At 68.6% G+C, this 21,144-nt stretch carries 20 protein-coding genes, 1 tRNA gene and 1 riboswitch; of the genes, 14 read left to right on the top strand and 7 right to left on the bottom strand.

Going from position 1 to position 21,144, the window contains the following annotated elements:
- Positions 1-44 precede the first annotated feature (44 nt).
- On the bottom strand, positions 45-911 hold the full coding sequence (locus CGZ91_RS03135; RefSeq protein WP_229116382.1) for a DMT family transporter: 867 nt from the start codon (positions 909-911) through the stop codon (positions 45-47).
- An 84-nt stretch (positions 912-995) separates the two neighbouring features.
- Here CGZ91_RS03135 and CGZ91_RS03130 point away from each other — a divergent pair, with 84 nt between their 5' ends.
- Positions 996-1,562, top strand: a complete 567-nt coding sequence (locus CGZ91_RS03130; RefSeq protein WP_094452451.1) for a TetR/AcrR family transcriptional regulator — start codon at positions 996-998, stop codon at positions 1,560-1,562.
- A gap of 50 nt (positions 1,563-1,612) precedes the next feature.
- Positions 1,613-2,272 carry a hypothetical protein gene (locus CGZ91_RS03125; RefSeq protein ID WP_094452450.1) on the top strand — a complete coding sequence of 220 codons (660 nt, stop codon included), beginning with the start codon at positions 1,613-1,615 and terminating at the stop codon, positions 2,270-2,272.
- Between the two features lie 6 nt (positions 2,273-2,278).
- Here CGZ91_RS03125 and CGZ91_RS03120 read toward each other — a convergent pair whose 3' ends face one another.
- The 3 genes from CGZ91_RS03120 to CGZ91_RS03110 form a co-directional block, all read right to left on the bottom strand.
- Positions 2,279-3,664: a DUF4032 domain-containing protein gene (locus tag CGZ91_RS03120; protein WP_094452449.1), complete on the bottom strand. Its 1,386-nt coding sequence runs from the start codon at positions 3,662-3,664 to the stop codon at positions 2,279-2,281.
- A gap of 101 nt (positions 3,665-3,765) precedes the next feature.
- A complete protein-coding gene (locus CGZ91_RS03115; RefSeq protein ID WP_094451777.1) occupies positions 3,766-4,863 on the bottom strand; it encodes an ABC transporter ATP-binding protein in 1,098 nt (365 codons plus the stop codon).
- A gap of 176 nt (positions 4,864-5,039) precedes the next feature.
- Positions 5,040-6,422: an L-serine ammonia-lyase gene (locus CGZ91_RS03110; RefSeq protein ID WP_229116182.1), complete on the bottom strand. Its 1,383-nt coding sequence runs from the start codon at positions 6,420-6,422 to the stop codon at positions 5,040-5,042.
- A 58-nt stretch (positions 6,423-6,480) separates the two neighbouring features.
- Positions 6,481-6,621, top strand: a riboswitch (cobalamin riboswitch).
- A 96-nt stretch (positions 6,622-6,717) separates the two neighbouring features.
- Here CGZ91_RS03110 and CGZ91_RS03105 point away from each other — a divergent pair.
- The 5 genes from CGZ91_RS03105 (at position 6,718) to CGZ91_RS03085 (ending at position 12,949) form a co-directional block, all read left to right on the top strand.
- A complete protein-coding gene (locus CGZ91_RS03105; RefSeq protein WP_094452448.1) occupies positions 6,718-8,154 on the top strand; it encodes a prenyltransferase/squalene oxidase repeat-containing protein in 1,437 nt (478 codons plus the stop codon).
- 41 nt (positions 8,155-8,195) lie between these two features.
- A complete protein-coding gene (locus CGZ91_RS03100) occupies positions 8,196-9,284 on the top strand; it encodes a hypothetical protein (RefSeq protein WP_144276760.1) in 1,089 nt (362 codons plus the stop codon).
- Positions 9,285-9,370: 86 nt separating this feature from the next.
- Entirely contained in the window at positions 9,371-10,480 is a 1,110-nt protein-coding gene (locus CGZ91_RS03095) for a CbiQ family ECF transporter T component (RefSeq protein WP_094452446.1), read from the top strand.
- Positions 10,477-12,093, top strand: coding sequence for an ABC transporter ATP-binding protein (locus tag CGZ91_RS03090; RefSeq protein WP_324252647.1), 1,617 nt, complete (start codon positions 10,477-10,479; stop codon positions 12,091-12,093). The genes CGZ91_RS03095 and CGZ91_RS03090 overlap by 4 nt, the downstream gene beginning before the upstream one ends.
- Positions 12,086-12,949, top strand: coding sequence for an ECF transporter S component (locus CGZ91_RS03085; protein ID WP_229116381.1), 864 nt, complete (start codon positions 12,086-12,088; stop codon positions 12,947-12,949). Before CGZ91_RS03090 ends, CGZ91_RS03085 begins: the two co-directional genes overlap by 8 nt.
- A gap of 3 nt (positions 12,950-12,952) precedes the next feature.
- Here CGZ91_RS03085 and CGZ91_RS03080 read toward each other — a convergent pair whose 3' ends face one another.
- Positions 12,953-14,002 carry a glutaminase gene (locus CGZ91_RS03080; RefSeq protein WP_229116380.1) on the bottom strand — a complete coding sequence of 350 codons (1,050 nt, stop codon included), beginning with the start codon at positions 14,000-14,002 and terminating at the stop codon, positions 12,953-12,955.
- Here CGZ91_RS03080 and tdh point away from each other — a divergent pair.
- The 7 genes from tdh (at position 13,884) to CGZ91_RS03045 (ending at position 19,626) form a co-directional block, all read left to right on the top strand.
- Positions 13,884-14,921 carry an L-threonine 3-dehydrogenase gene (gene tdh, locus CGZ91_RS03075; RefSeq protein WP_229116379.1) on the top strand — a complete coding sequence of 346 codons (1,038 nt, stop codon included), beginning with the start codon at positions 13,884-13,886 and terminating at the stop codon, positions 14,919-14,921. The genes CGZ91_RS03080 and tdh overlap by 119 nt on opposite strands.
- Positions 14,922-14,943: 22 nt before the next feature.
- Positions 14,944-16,149 carry a glycine C-acetyltransferase gene (locus CGZ91_RS03070; protein WP_094452979.1) on the top strand — a complete coding sequence of 402 codons (1,206 nt, stop codon included), beginning with the start codon at positions 14,944-14,946 and terminating at the stop codon, positions 16,147-16,149.
- A gap of 16 nt (positions 16,150-16,165) precedes the next feature.
- Complete coding sequence (locus tag CGZ91_RS03065) at positions 16,166-17,056, top strand: DedA family protein (RefSeq protein ID WP_094451783.1); 891 nt, start codon at positions 16,166-16,168, stop codon at positions 17,054-17,056.
- 17 nt (positions 17,057-17,073) lie between these two features.
- On the top strand, positions 17,074-17,670 hold the full coding sequence (locus CGZ91_RS03060; protein ID WP_094452444.1) for a class I SAM-dependent methyltransferase: 597 nt from the start codon (positions 17,074-17,076) through the stop codon (positions 17,668-17,670).
- A gap of 72 nt (positions 17,671-17,742) precedes the next feature.
- Positions 17,743-18,918: a mannose-6-phosphate isomerase, class I gene (manA, locus tag CGZ91_RS03055; RefSeq protein ID WP_094452977.1), complete on the top strand. Its 1,176-nt coding sequence runs from the start codon at positions 17,743-17,745 to the stop codon at positions 18,916-18,918.
- A 63-nt stretch (positions 18,919-18,981) separates the two neighbouring features.
- Positions 18,982-19,054, top strand: a tRNA-Thr gene (locus tag CGZ91_RS03050).
- A 284-nt stretch (positions 19,055-19,338) separates the two neighbouring features.
- Positions 19,339-19,626: a DUF3263 domain-containing protein gene (locus tag CGZ91_RS03045; RefSeq protein ID WP_094451785.1), complete on the top strand. Its 288-nt coding sequence runs from the start codon at positions 19,339-19,341 to the stop codon at positions 19,624-19,626.
- 9 nt (positions 19,627-19,635) lie between these two features.
- Here the strand turns inward: CGZ91_RS03045 and CGZ91_RS03040 are convergent, their stop codons facing one another.
- Both CGZ91_RS03040 and CGZ91_RS03035 read right to left on the bottom strand, forming a co-directional pair.
- A complete protein-coding gene (locus CGZ91_RS03040; RefSeq protein ID WP_094452443.1) occupies positions 19,636-20,193 on the bottom strand; it encodes a DUF6346 domain-containing protein in 558 nt (185 codons plus the stop codon).
- Complete coding sequence (locus tag CGZ91_RS03035) at positions 20,194-21,144, bottom strand: WXG100 family type VII secretion target (protein ID WP_094451787.1); 951 nt, start codon at positions 21,142-21,144, stop codon at positions 20,194-20,196.

Raw genomic sequence — 21,144 nt, 5'->3', positions numbered from 1 at the left:
GAGGTGTCGAGGTGTACCGAGTCCGCCCGGTTTGGAGCCCGTGGTCAGGCCGTGTCTTGCTCACGGCGGTTGGTGCGTCTGGCCGCGAGGCCGACGCCGCTCAGGACGACCGCGAGCCCGATCCATTGCAGGGTCGAGGGTTGCTGGCCGAATATGGACCACGCCCACAGCATCGTTACGGGCGCAGTCAGGTAGAGCAGAGTGCTGGTCGTGGTGGCTCCCACCTGGCGGAGGCACCAGATGAACGTGGCGTAGCCACCGAGGCCGGACAAGAGCACCAGCCAGCTGATCGCCAGCACCAGTGTCCCCGTGACCTGGAGACGAAGCCCGTCGGTCAGGAGGGCGGCGCCGCTGAAGATCACGGCGGCCACGCTCACCTGCACGGTCAGACTGATCACCACTGGCACCTGGGGCTTCCACGAGCGTTCCAGTAGGGAAGCCATGGACAGCCCCAGCAGGCTCATCGCCACCAGGCCCACGCTTCCCGCCCCTGCCGTGCTGATGCCTCCCACGCTCAGGCTGACGCCGCCCAGGGCGATGAGCAGGCCAAACCACTGGAGGATGCGGACCCGATCGCCGAAGATGATCCGTCCCGCCGCGGTCACGATCAGCGGCTGAAGTGCACACACCAGCGCAGACAAGCCGGCATCCAGCCCCTGCCCAGCGGATAGGAAGACACCGCCCAGAAAGACCACGTGAGACAGGACGGCCAGGACGACCTGCTGCCACAACTCGCGTCGACTCAACGCGCGGAAAGAATGACGCAGCGAAGGAACCAGCAAACACCCGACGAGCAGAACAAGGGCAGTCACCAGATAACGCCACGCCAGCAGGGGCCACGTCCCCACACCTATCCGGTCCGCCAGCGTCGCCCCGACGAACCCGGAACTCCACGCCACCACGAACGCCACACACATGACCCATCGCATCCGATTAGATAAACACACCGGTCGGTATACTGTCAGTGCACTCAAGCCAGCTGAGGGGACGAGACCATGGACATTGACCTTGAGGTCTTCGAGCCTGTCGACACCACACCGGTCGGTCATAGCATCCTCGATGCTGCTGCCGAGCTCTTCCGTGACCGCGGGATCACAGCCACCGGTGTCGACAGCATCGTCGAGCGTGCAGGAACCACAAAGAGGACCTTGTACCAGCGCTACGGATCCAAGGATCGGTTGGTGGCCTGCTACCTGCAACAACGCGCGCACGCCTGGCAGGGCGAACTCCTGGAAGCGTTGACCGGCGCATCCCCAGCCGAAGGCCTGGACGTCGTCTACCGGCACACTGCCCAGTGGGCGACCGGCACCCCCCGTGGTTGCGCTTTCGTCAACGCATGGGCCGAGATCGGCGCTAGCGACCATGAGGCCGCCGATTTCATCCGGGCGGAGAAGGCCTGGATGCTGGCCTTATTTACGCAGATTGCTAGTGGCGACCAGAACACGGGGACCCTGCTGCACCTGCTCTATGAAGGCGCACAGGTCAGCGCGTCAATCCAAGGAGACCCGAAGGTGTTCACCCAAGCCTGCGCCGCATCACAGGAACTCCTCGTCCGACGGTGAGGAGTTCTCCCGCACGACGAGACCGAATCGCGTTTCGCTCCTCAACCAACGTGTCCGGTCAGTACACCTACCACTGCGCTCCGCCGGAAGCGCGCTGGATCCAGGACCGCCAGGCCCACCTGTCGGTCTTCCACGACCGGGTGGGACTGGTGCTGAGCGGGAGCAACACCCGGCTGCAGCCCCGCTGGTCGACGTTCACCGTGGGTGACCCGCAGCTGCTGCAGCATCGTGGCGAGGAGGAACCCGACTTCACCGCACCGGACGGCCTCGAGCACCTGCCGACGACGGCATCCCTGAGCACGGACGGCTGGGGCGTCGATCTGGTCTACGGGGAGGTGCCGTGTCAGGTCAGAGTGGAGCTGGACGGTGAACGGGCACTGCTGGCGTACCGGGTCGATCGCGAAACTGACGCGCCGGTCGCGGCCCATGCCGCCTTCGTCGCTCAGGTCGGCAAGGAGTGGCAGGCCGGCGAGCACCACGGGGTGCTGGGGGAGACGCCGATCCGGCTCACCGGCGCCGAGCACGGCGGCCGCTTCAGCCACGCCGGCTGGCGCCTCGAACTGCCGGAGCAGGCGATCCTCGAGTGGCCAGTCCGGCCGCACAATCCGTACGCCAAGGACGGTGCGGCCCCCCTGAATCAGGCCAGGATCGTGGTGAGTGTGCCGGTGGGGACCTCGGAGCCCGCCCGGATCACCATCACCGTCGACTGAAACGCCCTACTTCTTCGCCTTCGCGCGCAGGGCGTCGATGTCGAGGAAGTCGCTGGCCGGTGTCGGAGGTGATTCCGCCTCGCCGTCCTCCCACGGGTCGTAGGGCTTGTCGGCGTGGTCGTCGGCGAAGCCCATCGACGGGTCGTAGGGGTTGGCCAGTCGACGTTCCTCGCCACCGACCACGGTCAACGCATCCTGGCTGAGCCGTTCGTCGGGCAGCTGTCGCAGCACCAAATCGATGTAGCTCTCGGTGGCCTCGAGCATCGAGAGCTCGCGATGTTCCTCCTGGGAACGGAACCAGCGATGCTCCAAGACTTCGTGGAAGAGCTGGCCGGGATCCCGCTTGCCGCGCAGGTCCTCTGGTACCGCGGCCAGCACCGGCTCGAAGATCTGGGTCACCCACTGGTGCGCCACGATCGCCTCATCGGCATTGCGCTGATTGGTCCGGGCCCGGTAGCTGTCCAGGTCGTTGAGCAGCCGGCGCGCCTGATTCTCCTCGGCGTCCAGTCCGGTGAGCCGCATCAGCCGCCGGGAGTGGTGGCCCGCGTCGACGACCTTGGGCTGGATCCGAATCTTCTTGCCGTCCTCGGTGGTGCGGATGTCGAGCTCGGCGACATCGAATCCCAGCGCGTTGAGGCGGCGTACGCGAGACTCCAACCGATGCAGTTCGGAGCCGGCGAACTCCTCCACATCGGTGAGTTCGGACCACAGTTCCCGATAGCGGGCCTCAATCAGCTGCACCAGTGCCAACGGGTCCAGCGACTCGTCGAGCAGACCGCCGGCCTCGAGGTCCGAGAACTCGCCGAACAGGTTCACCCGCGCGATCTCGAGGTCGTGTTCGCGCTGACCGGTGCTGAGGGTGGGATGCAACTCACCAGTCTCAGCGTCGACCAGATAGGCGGCGAACTCGCTGGCGTCGCGGCGAAACAGGCTGTTGGACAGCGACACGTCGCCCCACAGGAAACCGACCAGATGCAGCTTCGCCAGCAGCACCACCAGCGCGTCGATCAGCCGGGTGACGGTGTCCTGGCGTACGCCGGGTGCGAACAGCGAGCGGTAGGGCAGCGAGAACTGCAGGTGCCGGGTGATGAGTACTGAGTCAAGCGGATTGCCGTCGCGGTCCCTGCGGGAGGTGACCACTGCTACCGGTTCGACCGACGGGGTCTGCAGTCGGTGCAGGTCCTGCAGCAGCCGATACTCGCGCACGGCGACCGAGTCGAGGATCTCCTTGGCGGCATACACCGAGGTGCCCAACTTGATGAATCGGACGACGTGGCGGGAGATACCACGGGGCAGAGCAACGAGGTGATCGGTGGGCCAATCGGCCAGCGGAACGTCCCACGGAAGGGGGATCAACCGCCCATCCGGCTTCGCTGACAGGAAACGTGGCACGGGGTCATCCTATCGAGGTGGCGCCGCGTACGCCTGCTGAAAACGACAGATGGCCAGCCCCGGTGGGGCTGGCCATCGTCATCGGCGTCCGCGGACGGCGATCAGGAGATGCGCTCCTCGGTCGAGTCGGAGAACACGTGGATGCTCTCCGGATCGGCCAGCAGGCGGACCTCGGTGTTGCGCTGCGGCGGACGGCGGGTCGACAGACGAGCCACGATCTGCTGAGCCTCGAGCTTCTGCTCATCGCTCATGCCGGCGAGGTGACCGTAGACGTAGGAGTCGGCGCCGAGTTCCTCGACCACCGCGACCTCGAGGGCGATGCCCTCGCCGGTCTCGGACAGGGTGAAGTTCTCGGGGCGGACGCCGATGGTGACCTTGGTGTCGTTGCCGGCGCGGGCCAGCACCTCACGGGGCAGCGGCACGATGTAGTCACCCACGCGGGCGCCACCCTCGGCGATGTCGGCGCGGATCAGGTTCATGGCGGGGGATCCGATGAAGCCGGCGACGAAGAGGTTCTTCGGGGTGTCGTACAGCGCCAGCGGGCTGTCGACCTGCTGCAGCACGCCGTCCTTCATGACCGCGACGCGGTCACCCATCGTCATGGCCTCGACCTGGTCGTGGGTGACGTACACGGTGGTGACACCGAGGCGGGTCTGCAGGGCCGCGATCTGGGTACGCGTCGACACACGCAGCTTGGCGTCAAGGTTCGACAGCGGCTCATCCATGAGGAAGACCTGCGGCTGGCGGACGATGGCGCGGCCCATGGCGACACGCTGACGCTGACCACCGGACAGCGCCTTCGGCTTGCGGTTGAGGAAGTCCTCCAGGCCCAGCAGCGAGGCAGCCTCCATCACGCGCTGCTGACGCTCGGCCTTGGGCACGTTCGCCATCTTCAGGGCGAAGGCCATGTTGTCGCCCACCGTCATGTGCGGATAGAGCGCGTAGTTCTGGAAGACCATGGCGATGTCACGGTCCTTGGGCGGCAGGTCGGTGACGTCGCGGTCACCGATGTGGACGCTGCCTTCGTTGATCTCCTCGAGGCCGGCGAGCATGCGCAGCGAGGTGGACTTGCCACAGCCCGACGGGCCGACGAGCACCATGAACTCGCCGTCATCGATCTGGAGGTTGAGCTTGTCGACGGCGGGGCTTTCGCCGCCCGGGTAGACGCGTGTCGCGTCGTCGAATGACACAGTGGCCATGAGCCACATCCTTTCCACGGGCAGGTACGTGCCCGACGATCCGTAGTGGAAACGTGCCCGGAGTGACCTCCGGGCCGATGTTCAGCCGGCACCTGAGCCGGCGATTTGTCGCATTGTTGCACGACCAGCGGGTCGCTCGTCAACCGCTTGTTCAAACGCTTTCTGGCCGGTTGGGGTCAGCACTCGACGATGTTCACAGCCAGGCCGCCGCGGGAGGTCTCCTTGTACTTCACCTTCATGTCCTTGCCGGTCTGCATCATCGTCTTGATGACTTGATCCAGGCTGACTTTGTGGGTGCCGTCGCCGGCCATCGCGAGCTTGGCGGCATTGATGGCCTTGATGGATCCGACGGCGTTGCGCTCGATGCAGGGGATCTGGACCAGGCCGCCGACGGGGTCGCAGGTGAGGCCCAGGTGGTGCTCCAGGCCGATCTCGGCGGCATTGCAGATCTGCTCGACAGTGCCGCCCTTGACGGCGGTCATGCCGGCCGCCGCCATCGAACAGGCGGTGCCGACCTCTCCCTGGCAGCCGACCTCGGCACCCGAGATCGACCCGGTCTGCTGGTGGATGGCGCCGATCGCGGCGGCGACCAGAAGGTAGTCACAGATCGCGTCGTCATCGGTGCCCGGGACGAACCGGGCCACGTAGTGGCCCACGGCCGGCACGATCCCGGCGGCACCGTTGGTGGGGGCGGTCACCACTCGGCCTCCGGCGGCGTTCTCCTCGTTGACCGCCAGTGCCCACAGGTTGACCCAGTCCATCGCGGCGAGCGGGTCGACCAATTGGCCGGGTTCTGCGGCGGCGATCAGCCGCTGGTGCAGATCGGCCGCGCGGCGGCGTACCTTCAGGCCCCCGGGCAGCACGCCTTCGGTGCGGGAACCGGCCTCCACGCAGGTACGCATCACCTGCCAGATCCGCAGCAGCCCGGCTCGGACCGCCTCACGGGGTCGCCGCGCGGTCTCGTTCTCCCACATCACCTCGGCCACGCTCAGCCCGGTGCTGTTGCACACCTCGACCAGGTCGGCGCCGGTACGGAAGGGGTGCGGCACCGGGGTCGGGTCCAGCTGGACCGAGGGTGCGCCGGAGCCGTCGTCGGCCACCACGAAGCCGCCGCCGACCGAATAGTAGGTGTGCTCGGCGATCTGCTCGCCGGCTTCATTCCACGCACGGAAGGTCATCCCATTGGGATGGAAGTCGAGCGACTTGGTGCGGTGCAGCACCAGATCCGTGCGCGGCTCGAAGCGGACCGGATGCCGGTTGGCGAGCAGCAGGATCTGGCTGTCGATGATCTCCTCGGCCCGCAGCGGCGCGGTGTGGGTGTCGATGGTCTCGGGTTCGGCGTACTCCAGCCCCCACATCACGGCGTTGGGGGAGCCGTGACCGAAGCCGGTCGCGCCCAGGGAGCCGAAGAGCTCGGCCTTGATCCGAGTCACGTTGAGCAGGATGCCGTCCTCGACCAGCGCCGTGGCGAAGCGCTTCGCTGCGCGCATCGGCCCGACGGTGTGGGAGCTGGAGGGGCCGATGCCAATCTTGAACAGCTCGAACGCTGAGACAGTCACGCCCTCATTGTGCCTCACTGTCGGCGAATAGCAACGGCAGAGCACCCAAGCAAACGCTTTCAGTGCCATTCTCGCGGGTCTGTGCGATGATGTGGCGGTCCTCAGTGGGGAAGTCGGTGAGAATCCGGCGCTGACCCGCAGCCGTGACACGCCCCGCAGGAGCGTGAAGTCGGAATGCCACTGACGACGAGGTCACCAAATTACTCTGTCGAGGATCACAGATGTGGGTGGGCCGACGGAGGTTCCCATCCGTCCGAGTCGCACACCAGTCTGCGTCTCGGAAAGGACGTGGATCATGCTCCCAACCTCTGCCGTCTTGCCGGCTGCGTCGACCGCGCAGCCCCGCGCCGGCGTACGCTCCCCGCTCGCGCTGCTGGTCGCCATGCTCGCCCTGCTGGTCGCCAGCGCCGGGTTCATCGGCGTACGCCAGGCAACCGCCGCGCCCCGTTCGGAGCAGGCACTGGCCGCAGCTGCCTGGCTGGAAGCCAGCCTGACCGAGGACGATGTGATGCCCGGCTTCGGCCGGGGCGGTGACATCGGCCTGACGATCGATGCGCTGTGGGCGCTGATCGCCGCGGGTGCACCCCAGGCGGACATCGATCGGGTCGCGCGCGGCATTGAGGCCAACGCGGTGGACTACGCGACGTACGACCGGTGGGATCCCGAGTCCCAGCACGTCATCGGCGGGGCTGCGGGCAAGGTGCTGCTGGCGATCAGCAGCATCGGTGCCGATCCGACTGACTTCGCCGGCCGCGACTGGGTCGAGATGGTGCGGGGCACCGTCACCGAGGAGGGTCGGGTCGTCGACACCGAGCAGGGCGAGCACACGAGCACCCCCGCGAACATGTTCGGCCAGAGCCTGGTGATGATGGCGCTGGCCCGCAACGGCGGGATGCCGGAGGAGACGGTGACCTTCCTGCTGCGTCAGCAGTGCAGCGACGGCTACTTCCGGATCTTCTTCAACGACGACGCCACCTGCGACACCGGCGCGAACGGCGAGCCGGTGCAACCGGACCGGGACGCCACCGCGATGGCCGTGATGGCGCTGCTGGCCGCCGAGGAGCAGGGCATTGCCGAGGCGGGCCCGGCGATCGAGAGGGCCGTCGCGTGGCTGGTGGAGGACCAGACCGACGAGGGCGGATTCGCCGGCGGTTTCGGCACCGATTCGCCCAACACCAACAGCACCGGACTGGTCGCCCCCGTGCTGGCCGCGGCCGGCGAGGCCGAGGCAGCCGAGGCGGCGCGAGCCTTCGTCGCGGCGCGCCAGCTCACCGCAGACAACGCCGGCGCCGCCCAGGCCGACATCGGCGCGATCGCCTACGACGGCAACGCGCTGGCAACCGCACAGACCGAGGGCATCGGACGCAACCAACAGGACCAGTTCCGCCGGGCGACCACCCAGGCGATCTTCGCGCTCGCGCCGGTCGGTCTGCACGTGATCGGCCAGGTTGGCCCAGAACCGAACGAGCCGAGCCCGAGCGAACCGAGCCCCGGCGAGGAGGGCCCGAGCACCCCGGCGCCGAGCCCCGAGGCCAGCACGCCAGCTCCGAGCACGCCCGCCGGGCCGAGCACGCCGGCGCCCACCAGCCCGGCCGGCTCCAGCTCCCCGTCCAGCACACCCTCGCCCCGGCCCACCGCGCTGCCCGCCACCGGCGGCCAGACCGCAGCCGGAATCTCGGCCCTGCTGCTGGTCGGGGCCGGCGCAACGCTGGCGCTGCGGCGCCGTCGCTGATGCGCGATCGGAACACCATTCGACGATGCCTCGGCCTTGCCGTGGCGATGATGTTGGCGATCGGGGGCGTCGGGTACGCCGGCGCCCCCGCCTCGGCGACGCCCAGCGTCAGCGCCGGCAAGTGCCGCGGTGAGGACGGCATCAGCGTCGTCGTGGACTCGACCCAGTTCGATGCCGGCGGTCAGGTCACCATCCGCTGCGTACGGGGCATGCCGGATGAGTCACTGGCGTTGACCGTGATCCGGACCGCGGGCTTCTCGATCCAGGGCACGGCGCGGTTTGGTGACGCGCTGGTCTGCCGGGTCGACGGCCGCCCGAGCGCCACCGAGAAGTTGGTGGACCGCGACGGCCGGCCCCATTACGAGACCTGTGCCAACACTCCGGAAGCGTCGGCGTACTGGACGTTCTGGTATTCCCGGCCTGGGCAGCGCTCGTGGACCTTCTCCCAGCAGGGCGTGGCCGGCCGCTGGGTCGACAACGGCGAACTGCTGGCGCTGGTCTTCCAGCTGCGTCAGGACGCCATCCCCAAGGGAGGCGGCCTGCCGAAGCCCGGCACCGGAGCGAATCCGGCGCCGGCGCCCGATCCCGAGCCGACCCCCGGTGATGGCGACGAAGGGGAGCCCACCAAGCCCGCCGAGACCGCGCCGCCCGAGCCGCAGCCCGAGCCGGGACCCGAGCAGCCCGCGCCACCCCGGAACTCGGAGCCCGAGCGAACCAGTCGGGCGCCCGGCACCGGTCGTCCGCCGGCGACCAGCCGGGCACCCTCGACGCAGCGGGCGCCGTCCCCGGACCGCACCTCGGAGCGCCCGGGCCGGACCGAGGAGGACGCCGGGGAACAGCCCGGTCACACCACCTCGGCGCCACCGTCCTCACCACCACCGCAGCCACCGGTGACGCCGAGCGAGCCGGCAACCGCGCCGCCGACGCCGAGCCCGACGCCGTTCGACCATGATCTCGACGGCCCGCCGCCCTCGGTCCGGCCCTACGAGGAGGACCCGGGCCTGCCCTGGCCGACGATCCTCGCGGTGCTGGCGGCCCTCAGTCTGGGTGGCACGGCGGTGGTGTACGCGCTGCGCCGTAGGACGCCCCTTGATGATGGCGCTGACGTCGAGGGCGGTGAGGTGGACTGACCGTCACGACCCCGACGCGGCCGAGGCGCCGCCCTGCTGCGAACTACTGGCTGCCCCGATCGCTGCATCCCTGGTCCTGGTGGCTGATGGCCATCGGGCTGGCGGTTGCCGCCGGCGCGACCACCAACCCGCTGCTGCACCTGCTGATGATCGGCGCCATCGTGCTGGTCGTGGTCGCGCGCCGTGGCGACTCCGAATGGTCCGGTTCGCTGCGGATCTATCTGTGGTTGGCGCTCGCGATCGTGGTGGTCCGCACCCTTTATCGGGTGGTCTTCGGCGGCGGTGACGGCGGCCCGGTGGTGCTGCCGCTGCCCGGCATCGAGATGCCCGAGGCGGTCGGCTTTCGGCTCTTGGGGCCGGTGACGCTGTATTCGCTGCTCGGTGGCCTGTTCGATGGTCTCCGGCTGGCCACCATCATCCTGTGCGTGGGTGCCGCCAACTCTCTGGTCAACCCGCGTCGGCTGCTCGCCACCCTGCCCGCAGCGCTCTATGAGATCGGTACGGTGCTGGTCGTGGCTGTCAATGCGTTCGTCCAACTGGCCGACTCGGCCCGCCGGGTTGCGCGTGCTCGGCGGCTCCGCTCGGGTCGTCGCAAGGGCGTACGCGGGTGGTTGGGATGGGTGCAACGCGTGCTGGTGCCCGTGCTCACCGACGCGATCGAACGCTCGGTCCGGCTGGCGGAGTCGATGGACGTACGCGGATTCGGCCGCACCGAGGGCAGCCGGCGCGGCCAACACCTGGTGGGCGCCGCCGTCATCGCGGGCCTGTGCCTGCTCCTCGTCGCCGTCTACGTCCTGCTGTCAGGCGACGCGCCTATGGTGGGCCCGGGCGGCACCTCGCTGGCCGGCTGGCCGCTGCTGGTGGCGGGTCTGGCGCTGACCCAGGTCGGCTTCTGGGCGGCCGGCCGACAGGTGCGCCGCACCCGCTACCGACCCGAACGCTGGGGCGTGGCCGAGACCCTGGTCGCGGTGCTGGGGCTCGCACCCGGGGTGGTCTACTTGGTGATCGGTCAGGCGCTGCTCGGCGTGTGGCCGGCCGACATGGTGGCGCTGCACCCCAGCATGGGGGAGTGGCCCACGCTCACCCTCGCGACCGCCGCGCCGCTGGTCGGGGTGGTGCTGCTGGCCTTCCTGACGCCGCCGCCTGCGTTGACGACGGCCTCGGGACAGACCCCCGCGACGGGGGCGGTGTCGTGAGCCAAGCCATGATCAGCTGCAGCTCGCTGTCGGTGCGCTACGGCGCCGACGCGCCCTGGATCATCCGCGACGCCGGCCTGAGCGTCGCCGAGGGAGACTTCGCGCTGCTGGTCGGGCGTACCGGGTCGGGCAAGTCGACCCTGTTGGGCTCCCTCAACAACCTGGTGCCGCGCTTCACCGGTGGCACCCGCGAGGGCCGGGTCGTCATCGACGGCCAGGACGTCACCCTGCTGCCGCCCCGCGACCTCGCGCACCTGGTGGGCTGGGTCGGCCAGGACCCGATGGCCGGATTCGTCACCTCCAGCGTCGAGGAGGAGCTTGCCTTCGCCATGGAGCAGCTGGGGTACGCCCCCGACCGGATGCGCACCCAAGTCGAGCTGGTGCTCGACCTGCTCGGTATCGCGCACCTGCGGCGCCGCAACCTGCGTACGCTCTCGGGCGGCGAACAGCAGCGGGTCGCCATCGGCTCGGTGCTGACCGCGCAGCCCCGCGTCCTCGTGCTGGACGAGCCGACGTCGGCGCTGGACCCGGTCGCGGCCGAAGAAGTGTTGGCGGTGCTGCAACGTCTGGTCGAGGACCAGGGCACCACCGTCGTCATCGCGGAACACCGGTTGGAACGGGTGATCGCCCAGGTCGATGAGGTGATCCGGATCGGCGAGGGCCAAGTGCGCCAGGGTGAGCCCGCCGACATGCTCACCGAGGGGCCAGTTCCTCCGATCGTCGAGCTGGGGCGGGCCCTGGACTGGCAGCCGCTGCCACTGTCGATCCGGGCGGCGCGACGGCGGGCCGTTGGCGTACGCGAGGAGCTCACGATCCGCAAGGGCAGCAACCCGGATCGGTGGTCGGCGGGACCGCCGGCTCGACCCGAACTGCTGACCGCTCGCGGCGTGACGGTGCGCTACGGCGCCCGGGTCGCAGTCTCCGACGTCGACCTGCGGGTCGGTGAGGGGGAAGTGGTGGCGCTGATGGGACGCAACGGTTCAGGCAAGTCATCGCTGCTGTGGGCGCTGCACGGTGCCGACGCCCGGCACGCCGGTACTGTCCGGATCGCTGGGGACGGTAGGGCCAAGGAACAGCAGGTGGCGCTGGTGCCGCAGAGTCCGACCGACCTGCTTTATCTCGAGTCGGTGCGCGCCGAATGCGCCGAGGCCGATGGCCGCGCGCAGGCGTTGCCCGGCACCACGGCCGACATGTTGAGCGATCTGGTCGGCGAGGTCGATCTCGACCGGCACCCCCGTGACCTGTCCGAAGGGCAGCGATTGGCGCTGGTGTTGGCACTGCAGTTGGTCACCGGCAGCAGGGTGATCCTGCTCGACGAACCGACCCGCGGCCTGGACTACGAGGCCAAGGCGGCCCTCGGTGCCGTGGTGGCGGACCTGGCTCGCGGTGGTCGCTGTGTCCTCATCGCCACCCACGACGTCGAGTTCGTCGCCCGCAGTTGCGAACGGGTCCTCGTCATGGCCGAAGGCGACCTGGTGGCCGACGGACCCACCCGCGCCGTGCTGACCCGATCGCCCTACCTCGCGCCGCAGGTGAGCCGGATCATGGCGCCGGTGCCGGCGCTGACCACCGAGGACGTCACGCAGGCGCTGGCAGGTGAGCCGAGTGAGTGACCACACCGTTCCCAAGGCCAAGCCGGCCAAGCTGGACGACCTGCCACGGCTGGTGGTGGGACAACCGGAGGTCGGCGTACCGCTCGGCCCGGCCTCGGCCACCACCTTGATCATTGCCACCCTGATCGGGTTGGTGATGGTGGCGTGGCCGCTGCTGGTCCCGGTGCCGGCCGGCGCCACCCGGCAGGCCACCGACGCTCCGCTGGCCTTCGCGCTGCTGCTGCCGATGATCATCGCGGTGGTGCTGGCCCAGCTCAGCGAACGCGGTATGGACACCCGCAGCCTGGCGATGCTGGGGGTGTTGTCGGCGCTGAATGCCGCGATCCGGCCCGCGCTGAGCGCTGGCACCGCCGGCATCGAGGCTGTGTTCTTCCTGCTGGTGTTGGCCGGTCGGGCGTACGGGGCCGGTTTTGGTTTCGTCCTGGGTTGCACGTCGCTGTTGGCCTCGGCGCTGCTGACCGGCGGGGTGGGGCCCTACCTGCCCTTCCAGATGATGTTCGCGGCCTGGATCGGCTGCGGTGCCGGGCTGTTGCCGCGGCGGGTCCGCGGCGTCGGTGAGATCGTGATGCTGGTCGGTTACGTCGCGGTGGCGGCGTACGCCTTCGGTGCCCTGATGAACCTGTGGTTCTGGCCCTTCGTCACCGGCAGCGCCACCCCCGAGGGGATCGCGCCCGGCGGCCTGGACTACGTACCGGGGGCGCCGCTCGGAGACAACCTGGCCCGGTTCCTCACGTTCACATTGCTCACCTCGACGCTGGGCTGGGACACTGGCCGGGCGGTCGCCAACGGGTTGTTCATCGCGGTGCTCGGCGCCCCGGTGCTAGCGGTGCTGCGCCGCGCCACCCGGGGCGGTTGATCGCTACTGGTCCTGGCCCCCCAGATGCTGTTGGCCGTCCAGCACCCGCACCTCGTGACCGTCCAGCCGCAGTCGGCGTACGCCCTCCCGTAGCATCCGCTTGCCGACCGAGTTGATCGCAGTCACCCGATCCAGGTCGATTTCGATGATGGTGTCGTCCTCGGGGATCCGCGCCAACTCGCGCAGCGCCGCCTCGGAGGCAGCGAAATGCAGGGAGCCCTGCAGTTGCATCTGGCGTACGCCGTCGCCGTCCTTGTCGGTTTCGGGGGTGTCGCCCAGGCTGTGCAGCACGTGCGAGGCCGCCTCGGGCGCCTGCATCAGATGCAGCCCCATGTCGGCCGATAGGCGTTCGCACACCCGTACGCCCCGCACGGAGTTGCCGAAACGGTCGAGTCGCGGCGAGAACGCCCCGATGCCGACCTGACCCGGCAGGGCGCCCATGATGCAGCCCGACACCCCGCTCTTGGCGGGGAAACCGACGTTGCTCATCCAGTCACCGGCGGCGTCATACATGCCGCACGTCATCATCACGCTCAGCACCTGACGGCAGATCGCGGCTGGCACCACCTCCTCGCCGGTGATCGGGTTGCGGCCCTGATTGGCCAGCGTCATCCCCATCACTGCCAGGTCGCGGACATCGACGACCAGCGCGCACTGCCGGACGTAGTCGGCGACCACCCGGTCGGGGTCGCCCTCGAGTCGGTCATGGGCCTTCACCATGTACGCCAGCGACATGTTGCGGCTGGAGATCTCCAGTTCGGAGCGATACACCGACTCGTCCACCTCCAGCTCCCGGCCGGCGAAGGCCGACAGCCCACTGTGGATCCGCTGCCACCGCTGATCGGGGTCGATCGAGGCAAGCGAGGTGGTCGTGATGGCGCCGATGTTGATCATCGGGTTGCGGGGACGACCCAAGGGGTCCAGGGAGATCTCGTTGAAGGCGTTGCCGCTCGGCTCCACTGCTGCCCCGGAGCCGGGGCTGACATACATCAAGGCGCCCACCCCCACACCGGGGCCGACCGACGTGCTGATCAAGGTGTGGCGGACCGGCATCTGTGGCACGGACCTGCACATCGAAGCGTGGGACGACTGGGCACGCGGTGCGGTCAGCACCACCCCGGTGGTGGTGGGTCACGAGTTCTCCGGCGAGATCGTCGCGGTCGGGTCGGCCGTCACGGACCTGTCCCCGGGTCAGTTCGTCTCCGGTGAGGGACATCTGGTGTGTGGCCAGTGCCGCAACTGTCGGGCCGGCAACCGTCACCTGTGCCAACGCACCAAGGGCATCGGTGTCCAGATCGACGGCTGCTTCGCTGACCATCTGGTGCTGCCTGCGACCAATGTCTGGGTCCACAAGCAGCCGATCGACCCGGACGTGGCAGCGATCTTCGACCCGTTCGGCAATGCGGTGCACACCGCGCTCGCCTTTCCCTGTCTGGGTGAGGACGTGTTGGTCAGCGGTGCCGGACCGATCGGCATCATGGCCGCGCTGGTCGCCAAGCATGCCGGCGCCCGCCACGTCGCGATCACCGACCTGAGCCCGGAACGGCTCGCGCTGGCCGAGCGACTCGGCGTCTCCAAGGCGATCGACGTCCGTACCACCAGCCTGGCGCAGGCCCAGCAGGAGCTCGAGATGAGCGAAGGTTTCGACGTCGGCCTGGAGATGTCCGGCGCCGGGTCTGCGCTGCGGGCGATGATCGACAACATGCGCCACGGCGGCCGGATCGCAATGCTCGGCATCCCCGCTGAGGAGATCAGTCTGGACTGGTCCACCGTGGTCTTCCGGATGCTCACCATCAAAGGGATCTATGGCCGGGAGATCTTCGAAACCTGGTACGCCATGGCCGTCCTGTTGCAGAGCGGCCTGGACATCTCCGGCATCATCACCGACCGGTTTCCCGCCGACGAGTGGGAAGCTGCCTTCCAGACTGCCCGTGCCGGTGCCGCCGGCAAGGTCGTCTTGGACTGGACCTGAGGAGAACTGAGACATGGACACCATCAGTGACGACCTGCGCGCCGAGCTGGACCAGCTGCGCGCCGAAGGGTTGATCAAGGTCGAGGAGCCCCTGGCCTCGGCCCAGTCCGCGCAGATCGCGGTCGGGCAGGTCGGTGACCACCGGCGTACGCCGGCAGGCGAGCGCGGAATCCTCAACCTGTGCGCCAACAACTACCTGGGGTTGGCCGACCACCCGGTGTTGGTGGAGGCGGCCCGGGACAGCCTGCAGGACTGGGGCTTCGGGATGGCGTCGGTGCGCTTCATCTGCGGCACCACCACCGCCCACACCGCCCTGGAGCAGCAGATCTCCGGCTTCCTGAGGACCGATGACACCATCCTCTACAGCTCCTGTTTCGACGCCAACGGCGGCCTTTTCGAGGTGTTGACCACCGCCGAGGACGCGATCATCTCCGACGAGCTCAACCACGCTTCCATCATCGACGGGGTACGCCTGTCGAAGGCCCAGCGGTTCCGCTACCGCAACCGCGACATGGCCGATCTGGAGGCAAAACTCGTCGAGGCGGCCGGCGCCCGGCGCCGCATCATCGCCACCGACGGGGTGTTCTCGATGGACGGCTACTTCGCGCCGCTGGACCAGATCTGCGAGCTGGCCGAACGCCACGACGCGTTGGTGATGGTGGACGACTCCCACGCCGTCGGTTTCATCGGCGGCACCGGTGCCGGCACCCCGGAGATGTTCGGCGTGCAGGACCGGGTCGACATCCTCACCGGCACCTTCGGGAAGGCGTTGGGCGGCGCCTCGGGCGGCTACACCAGCGGTAGGCAGGCGATCGTGGACCTGCTGCGGCAGCGCTCCCGGCCCTACCTCTTCTCCAATTCGGTGGCGCCGATGATCGTCGCGGCCACCGCGGCCGCCTTGGACCTGTTGGCCGACTCGGGGCAGCTGTTGGCGCAGTTGCGGGAGAACACGGCGTACTTCCGGTCCGAGATGACCCGGCGTGGGTTCGAGATTCCGGTCTCCGAACATCCAATCGTGCCCGTGATGGTGGGCGACGCCGCCACCGCGGCCCGGATGGCCGACCAGATCCTCGCTGCCGGGGTGTATGTGCGGGCGTTCAGCTATCCCGTGGTCCCCAAGGGCAAGGCCAGGATTCGGACCCAGCTGTCGGCGGCCCACACCCGGGCGGATCTGGATCGGGCGATCGCTGCTTTCGAAGCCGCGCGGGAGGCCGTGACCGGGTCCTGAGCGTTACAGTCGGGGCGTGACTTCCGACCAGGACCCCGACCGCCGCGACGACGGGCGGCCGCTGTCCCCGCTGCCCGACATCGAGGTGGCCGAGGCGGGGCGTACCGCCGCCGAACGCACCGAGGAGGCCCGGGCCGCCACCGAGGACGGGACGGCCGGGGAGGCGAAGGAGGCCGAACGGGAGTGGTGGGACGACCCGCGGATGCCGTGGGCGGGCAAGCCCGGCAAACAGGACATCGGCTGCTGGATCGCGATCGCGGCGTACGGGGTCTGGGCTCTGGTGATGATGCCGCTGCGGCCGGTGTTGCTGGCAGCCAACCCCTTCGTGCTGGCGATCGTGTCGGGATCCTCGATCTCGATGGCGCTGATCGGCGCCGAAGCCGCGGTCAACGGCGGCTGGTGGTGGGTGATCGGGCTGGTGCTGGGCACCATCGGCATCAGCAAGTTTGACTGGATCTATTGGTGGGCCGGCAAGCTGTGGGGCAGCGGGATCATCGACATCATCGTCGGCGATCGCGGGCAGCGCGCCAAGCGCAATGCCGACCGGGCCGCCAACCTCACCAAGAAGTACGCCACCCTGGCGATGGCGCTCACCTACGTGCCCTTCCTGCCGTTCCCGACCCCGGTGGTCCATGCCGCGCTCGGCATGGCCGGCACCAGCCTGCGCAAGTTTCTGATCCTGGACCTGCTCTTCGCGCTCATCAGCCGCGCCGGCTACATGTATCTGGGCTACCGGATCGGTGAGCCGGCGGTCGGCTTCCTCGAGGTCTACGGGCAGTACGCCTGGTATGTCTCGATCGGTCTGATCGTGGTCATCTTCGCCGGCATGTGGTGGCGCAGCCGCCGCAAGGTCAAGGCCGAGGCGGCGGCCAAGGGGGCTGAGAACCAGCCCCAGCAGCAGGGCTGACATGGGAGGATGGCGGCATGCCTGAAGCGAGCCAATGGCAGAAGATCATCGAGGCCGATCCCTCCCATTCCCATCGTTATCGGCAGCGGTGGATCGACATGGCTGCCCAGGGCCGCGACCTGTGGGGTGAGGCGCGGCTGATCGACGCGATGGCCGAGCGCGGCTCGCGGATCCTCGATGCCGGCTGCGGCACCGGGCGGATCGGTGGCTGGCTGCACGACCGGGGCCACCAGGTGGTCGGGGTGGACCTCGACCCGGTCCTGATCGACGCGGCGCGGACCGACCATCCCGAGGGCGACTGGCGCGTCGGTGATCTGGCCGAGTTGGAGCCGGACGAGTCCGGCTTCGACCTGATCGTCTCCGCCGGCAACGTGATGACCTTCCTGGCCGAATCCACCCGCGCCGACGTGGTCGCCCGACTGGCAGCCAACCTGCGGCCCGGTGCTCGAATGGTGATCGGCTTCGGCGCCGGCCGCGGCTATCCGTTCGATGACTTCCTGCGGCACCTGACGCAGGCCGGGCTCGACATCGACGCCTGCTTCAGCAGTTGGGACCTCCGGCCCTTCGGCGACGCCTCGGACTTCGTGGTGGCGATCGCCTCCCGGCCTGCCTGAGCCGCCGCGGAGGCGGCCGACGGGACACGCGGCGTACGACACTCCTCGGCAGGATGGGCCACAATGGCGGGCATGGAGTTCCTGACCGGCACCATTCAGAACTATGACTGGGGCACCAGCGACGGCATCGCCGACCTGCTGGGCCGCAGCCCCGACGGCCAGCCGCAGGCCGAGTATTGGCTCGGCGCGCACCCGAAGTCTCCCTCGCAGGTCGGTGACCGCCCCCTCGATGCCGTGATCGCCGAGGATCCGGCACAGCTGGGGGAGGCGAGCCGACAGCAGTTCGGAGACCGACTGCCCTATCTGATGAAGATCCTGTCGGCTGAGCGGGCGCTGTCGCTGCAGGCGCACCCGAGCCGCGCCCAGGCCGAGGAGGGGTACGCCCGCGAGGAGGAGCAGGGGATCGCCGCCGATGCCCGCGAGCGGACCTACAAGGACTCCTGGCCCAAGCCCGAGATGATCGTGTCGCTGGGGGAGATGCACGCCCTGTGCGGCTTCCGGGAACCGCGTGCCGCTGCCGACCTCTTCGGCGGCCTGGGGCTGGCGGACCGGCTCAGCACCGTGCTGGGGCCGCTGACCGAACGCAAGGGGGCCGCCGCGTTGGCGGAGACCTTCCTGGACGCGCTGAGCCTGACCGGTGAGCGGGCCGGACTGATCAACGAACTCCTGGTGGCGGCGGTCGAACACGCTCAGGACCGCGGCCCGGTGGGCGAGTTTGCCCGGACCGCGATCGAGTTGGACGCCTCCTATCCGGGCGACCCGGGCATCTTGGCGGCGCTGCTGCTGAATCGGGTGACGTTGGAGCAGGGACAGGCGATCTTCCTGCCGGCGGGCAACCTGCATGCCTACCTGCGCGGTACCGGCGTGGAGATCATGGCGAACTCCGACAACGTGCTGCGCGGTGGTCTCACCAGCAAGCACATCGACGTGGCGGAACTGACCAAGGTCGTTGACTTCTCGCCCTACGCGCCGCCGATCCTGACCCCGGTGGAGGAAGCACCCGGCGTACGCCGCTATCCCACGCCGGCTCCGGAGTTTGCGCTGCGCTGCCTGGACGACGTGGAGGCCGCCCTGCCGGCTGAGTCCTCGGCCCGGATCCTGCTGGTGCTGGACGGCTCGTACACGGCGACCGGTGCTGCCGGTGAATTGACCGTGGCCAAGGGCCAGTCGATCTATCTGCCTGCCGGCGAACAGGTCCGACTGGCCGGTGCCGGCACCGCCTTCCTGGCGGCCCACGGCATCAACTGACCCGAATTGTTTGGCGCCCAGGGCCCCGGCCCGGCATGATGGGTGCGCGGCCGAGCCGCGTACGCCTCCTTAGCTCAGTTGGTAGAGCAGCTGTTTTGTAAACAGCCGGTCGCGGGTTCGAATCCTGTAGGAGGCTCTCTTGTGGGGGCGGCCGCTGTGTCCCCGCGCCTGCACAACTACAGCATCGCGTAGCTGCGCAGGCGATTCGGGCCGTTTGACCCGCCTAGCTACAGCATCGCGTAGTTGTGCACGGCCGCGGCGCCAGGCAGCCCGACCCTCGCCCACCTCTTCGTTGCTGCGTCTTTGACCGGAACGGGCACCTCGCCGGGCCGAGCTGCACACCAGCGGGGGCCAGGGCGTACGCCGCGAGTCCCACCCGCCGAATGACACGGGTGTGATTCGGGTCTAGAATCGGTCGACATGAGCGCAGCATCCAACGAGCACGTCGCCACCGGCGGCCTCAGTGAGCGCGATGAGCGGATCCTCGCCTTCGAGCGGCAGTGGTGGAAGTACGCCGGCGCCAAGGAGCAGGGGATTCGCGACGAGTTCGACATGTCTGCGACCCGTTACTACCAGTTGCTGAATGCACTGATCGACACGCCCGAGGCGTTGGCCACCGACCCGCTGCTGGTCAAGCGGCTGCGGCGGCTGCGATCCCAGCGGCAGCGCGCCCGCTCCGCGAAGCGGCTCGGCGTCACCCTCGACTGAGACGCCGCCTCACTTCTTCGAGGTCGACTTGCCCTGCGCCGCACTGCCGCGGCCGCGGTGATAAATCAGCGTGATCAGCCAGCCGATTACCAACGGCACCACGATCACGCCGACCACCACGCCGACGGTCAGGCCGGCCGGTGGATCCTTCACCGGATCATCGGTGGGCGTCACATACTCCGAACCCTCACGGATCGCCGGGGTGTTCTCATCGCCCAGCGCCGTGGCCCAGTAGCCGGTCACGGCCACCTCGCCCGAGAGCGGCTCCTTGGACCAGACCGTGATCGTCGGCTCGGTGGGCAGGTCGGCCTCATCCCACTGCGTCTCGGGCTCCCAGGTCACCTCGGCCTGACATTCCTGCACCAGCCCGAAGCTGGCTGACTCACACGAGATGATCGTCGCGGTGCCGCGACGGGTCGTCGAGGCACCCTCGCCGGGTCCACCGAGCGCGGTGATGACCTGGATCGCCAGCAGTGCGCCGACCACCCACAGGCCGACCACGACCGCGAGCACGGTGCCGGTGAGCCAGGCCGGCTGGCTGGGGGTCTTCTTGCTGGGCCTGGCCACTCAGATGTCCTGGATCTCCGGGTCGGCCTCGCCCCCGGTGAGGTCCTGCGCCTTGGTCTTCTTGCCCTTGTTGTAGGCGTCGATCGCGTCCTTGACGCCGGGGTGGGTGTCGCCGAGATCTGTCTTGCCCGGCAGCGATGGTTTTGGCCCACCCAACGGCGCCATCCCGCTGCCGGAATTCTTGCCGAGCTGCTTGACCAGCTTGCCGAAACCGTCGATGAACTCGTCGAACTTGTCGGTCGCGATGCCGCATTTCTTGGCGAACTTCGACAGCGCTTCCATCAGCTTCTTGAGCTTCTTGCCGACCTTGGTGATCATGGCGCCGACCTTGCCGGCCAGCCAGCCACCGAAAACTGCCGGAGCGGCGGGGCCAGTCATCAACGACTTCAGTGCCGCACTGACGACGGCCTTGATGAAGTCCTTGATCATCCCCCAGATCAGTTCCCGGAAGGCGGCGACCATGGTGCCGGAGTTCTGCACCGCGGTCGACATCGAGTTTGCCGCGGAGCTGCCAGCCTTGAAGGCGTCGTTGGTGCCGCTGAGGATCTGCCGGTACGCATTGGCTCCGGGACCCTGCCAGCTGGGCATGTCACCGGCGGTGCCAGCATGCTGATTGGCCTGGTTGGCGAGCTCCTCTGAGTACTTCCGCCAGTCATCGGAGATCTTCTGGATCTCATCAGGGTTGCCGAGCAACTTGTTGAGCGCGTCCTGCAGCGGCTGGCAGTGCTGGATCAGCAGGTCCAGCAACCAGTCGACGATGGCGCCGACGACCGAACCGATCGGGTCCAGTGCGGCACTGAGGATGCCCAGGCCGATGTCGGCGACGCTGGTGATGTCGTTGAGCGCGAACTCACCGTCGGTGAGGTTCGCGGTCATCGCGACCATGTCTTTGTAGATCGGGATCTTCAGATCCGCGCCGCCAATGTTCGGGTTCGACAGGGTGGTCGCCAT

It is taken from the genome of Parenemella sanctibonifatiensis, from assembly GCF_002250565.1.
In the GTDB taxonomy this organism is placed as follows: Bacteria; Actinomycetota; Actinomycetes; order Propionibacteriales; family Propionibacteriaceae; genus Parenemella; species Parenemella sanctibonifatiensis.
Note: the sequence above shows the minus strand (reverse complement) of the source record. Positions and strands in the feature narration are given on the sequence as shown.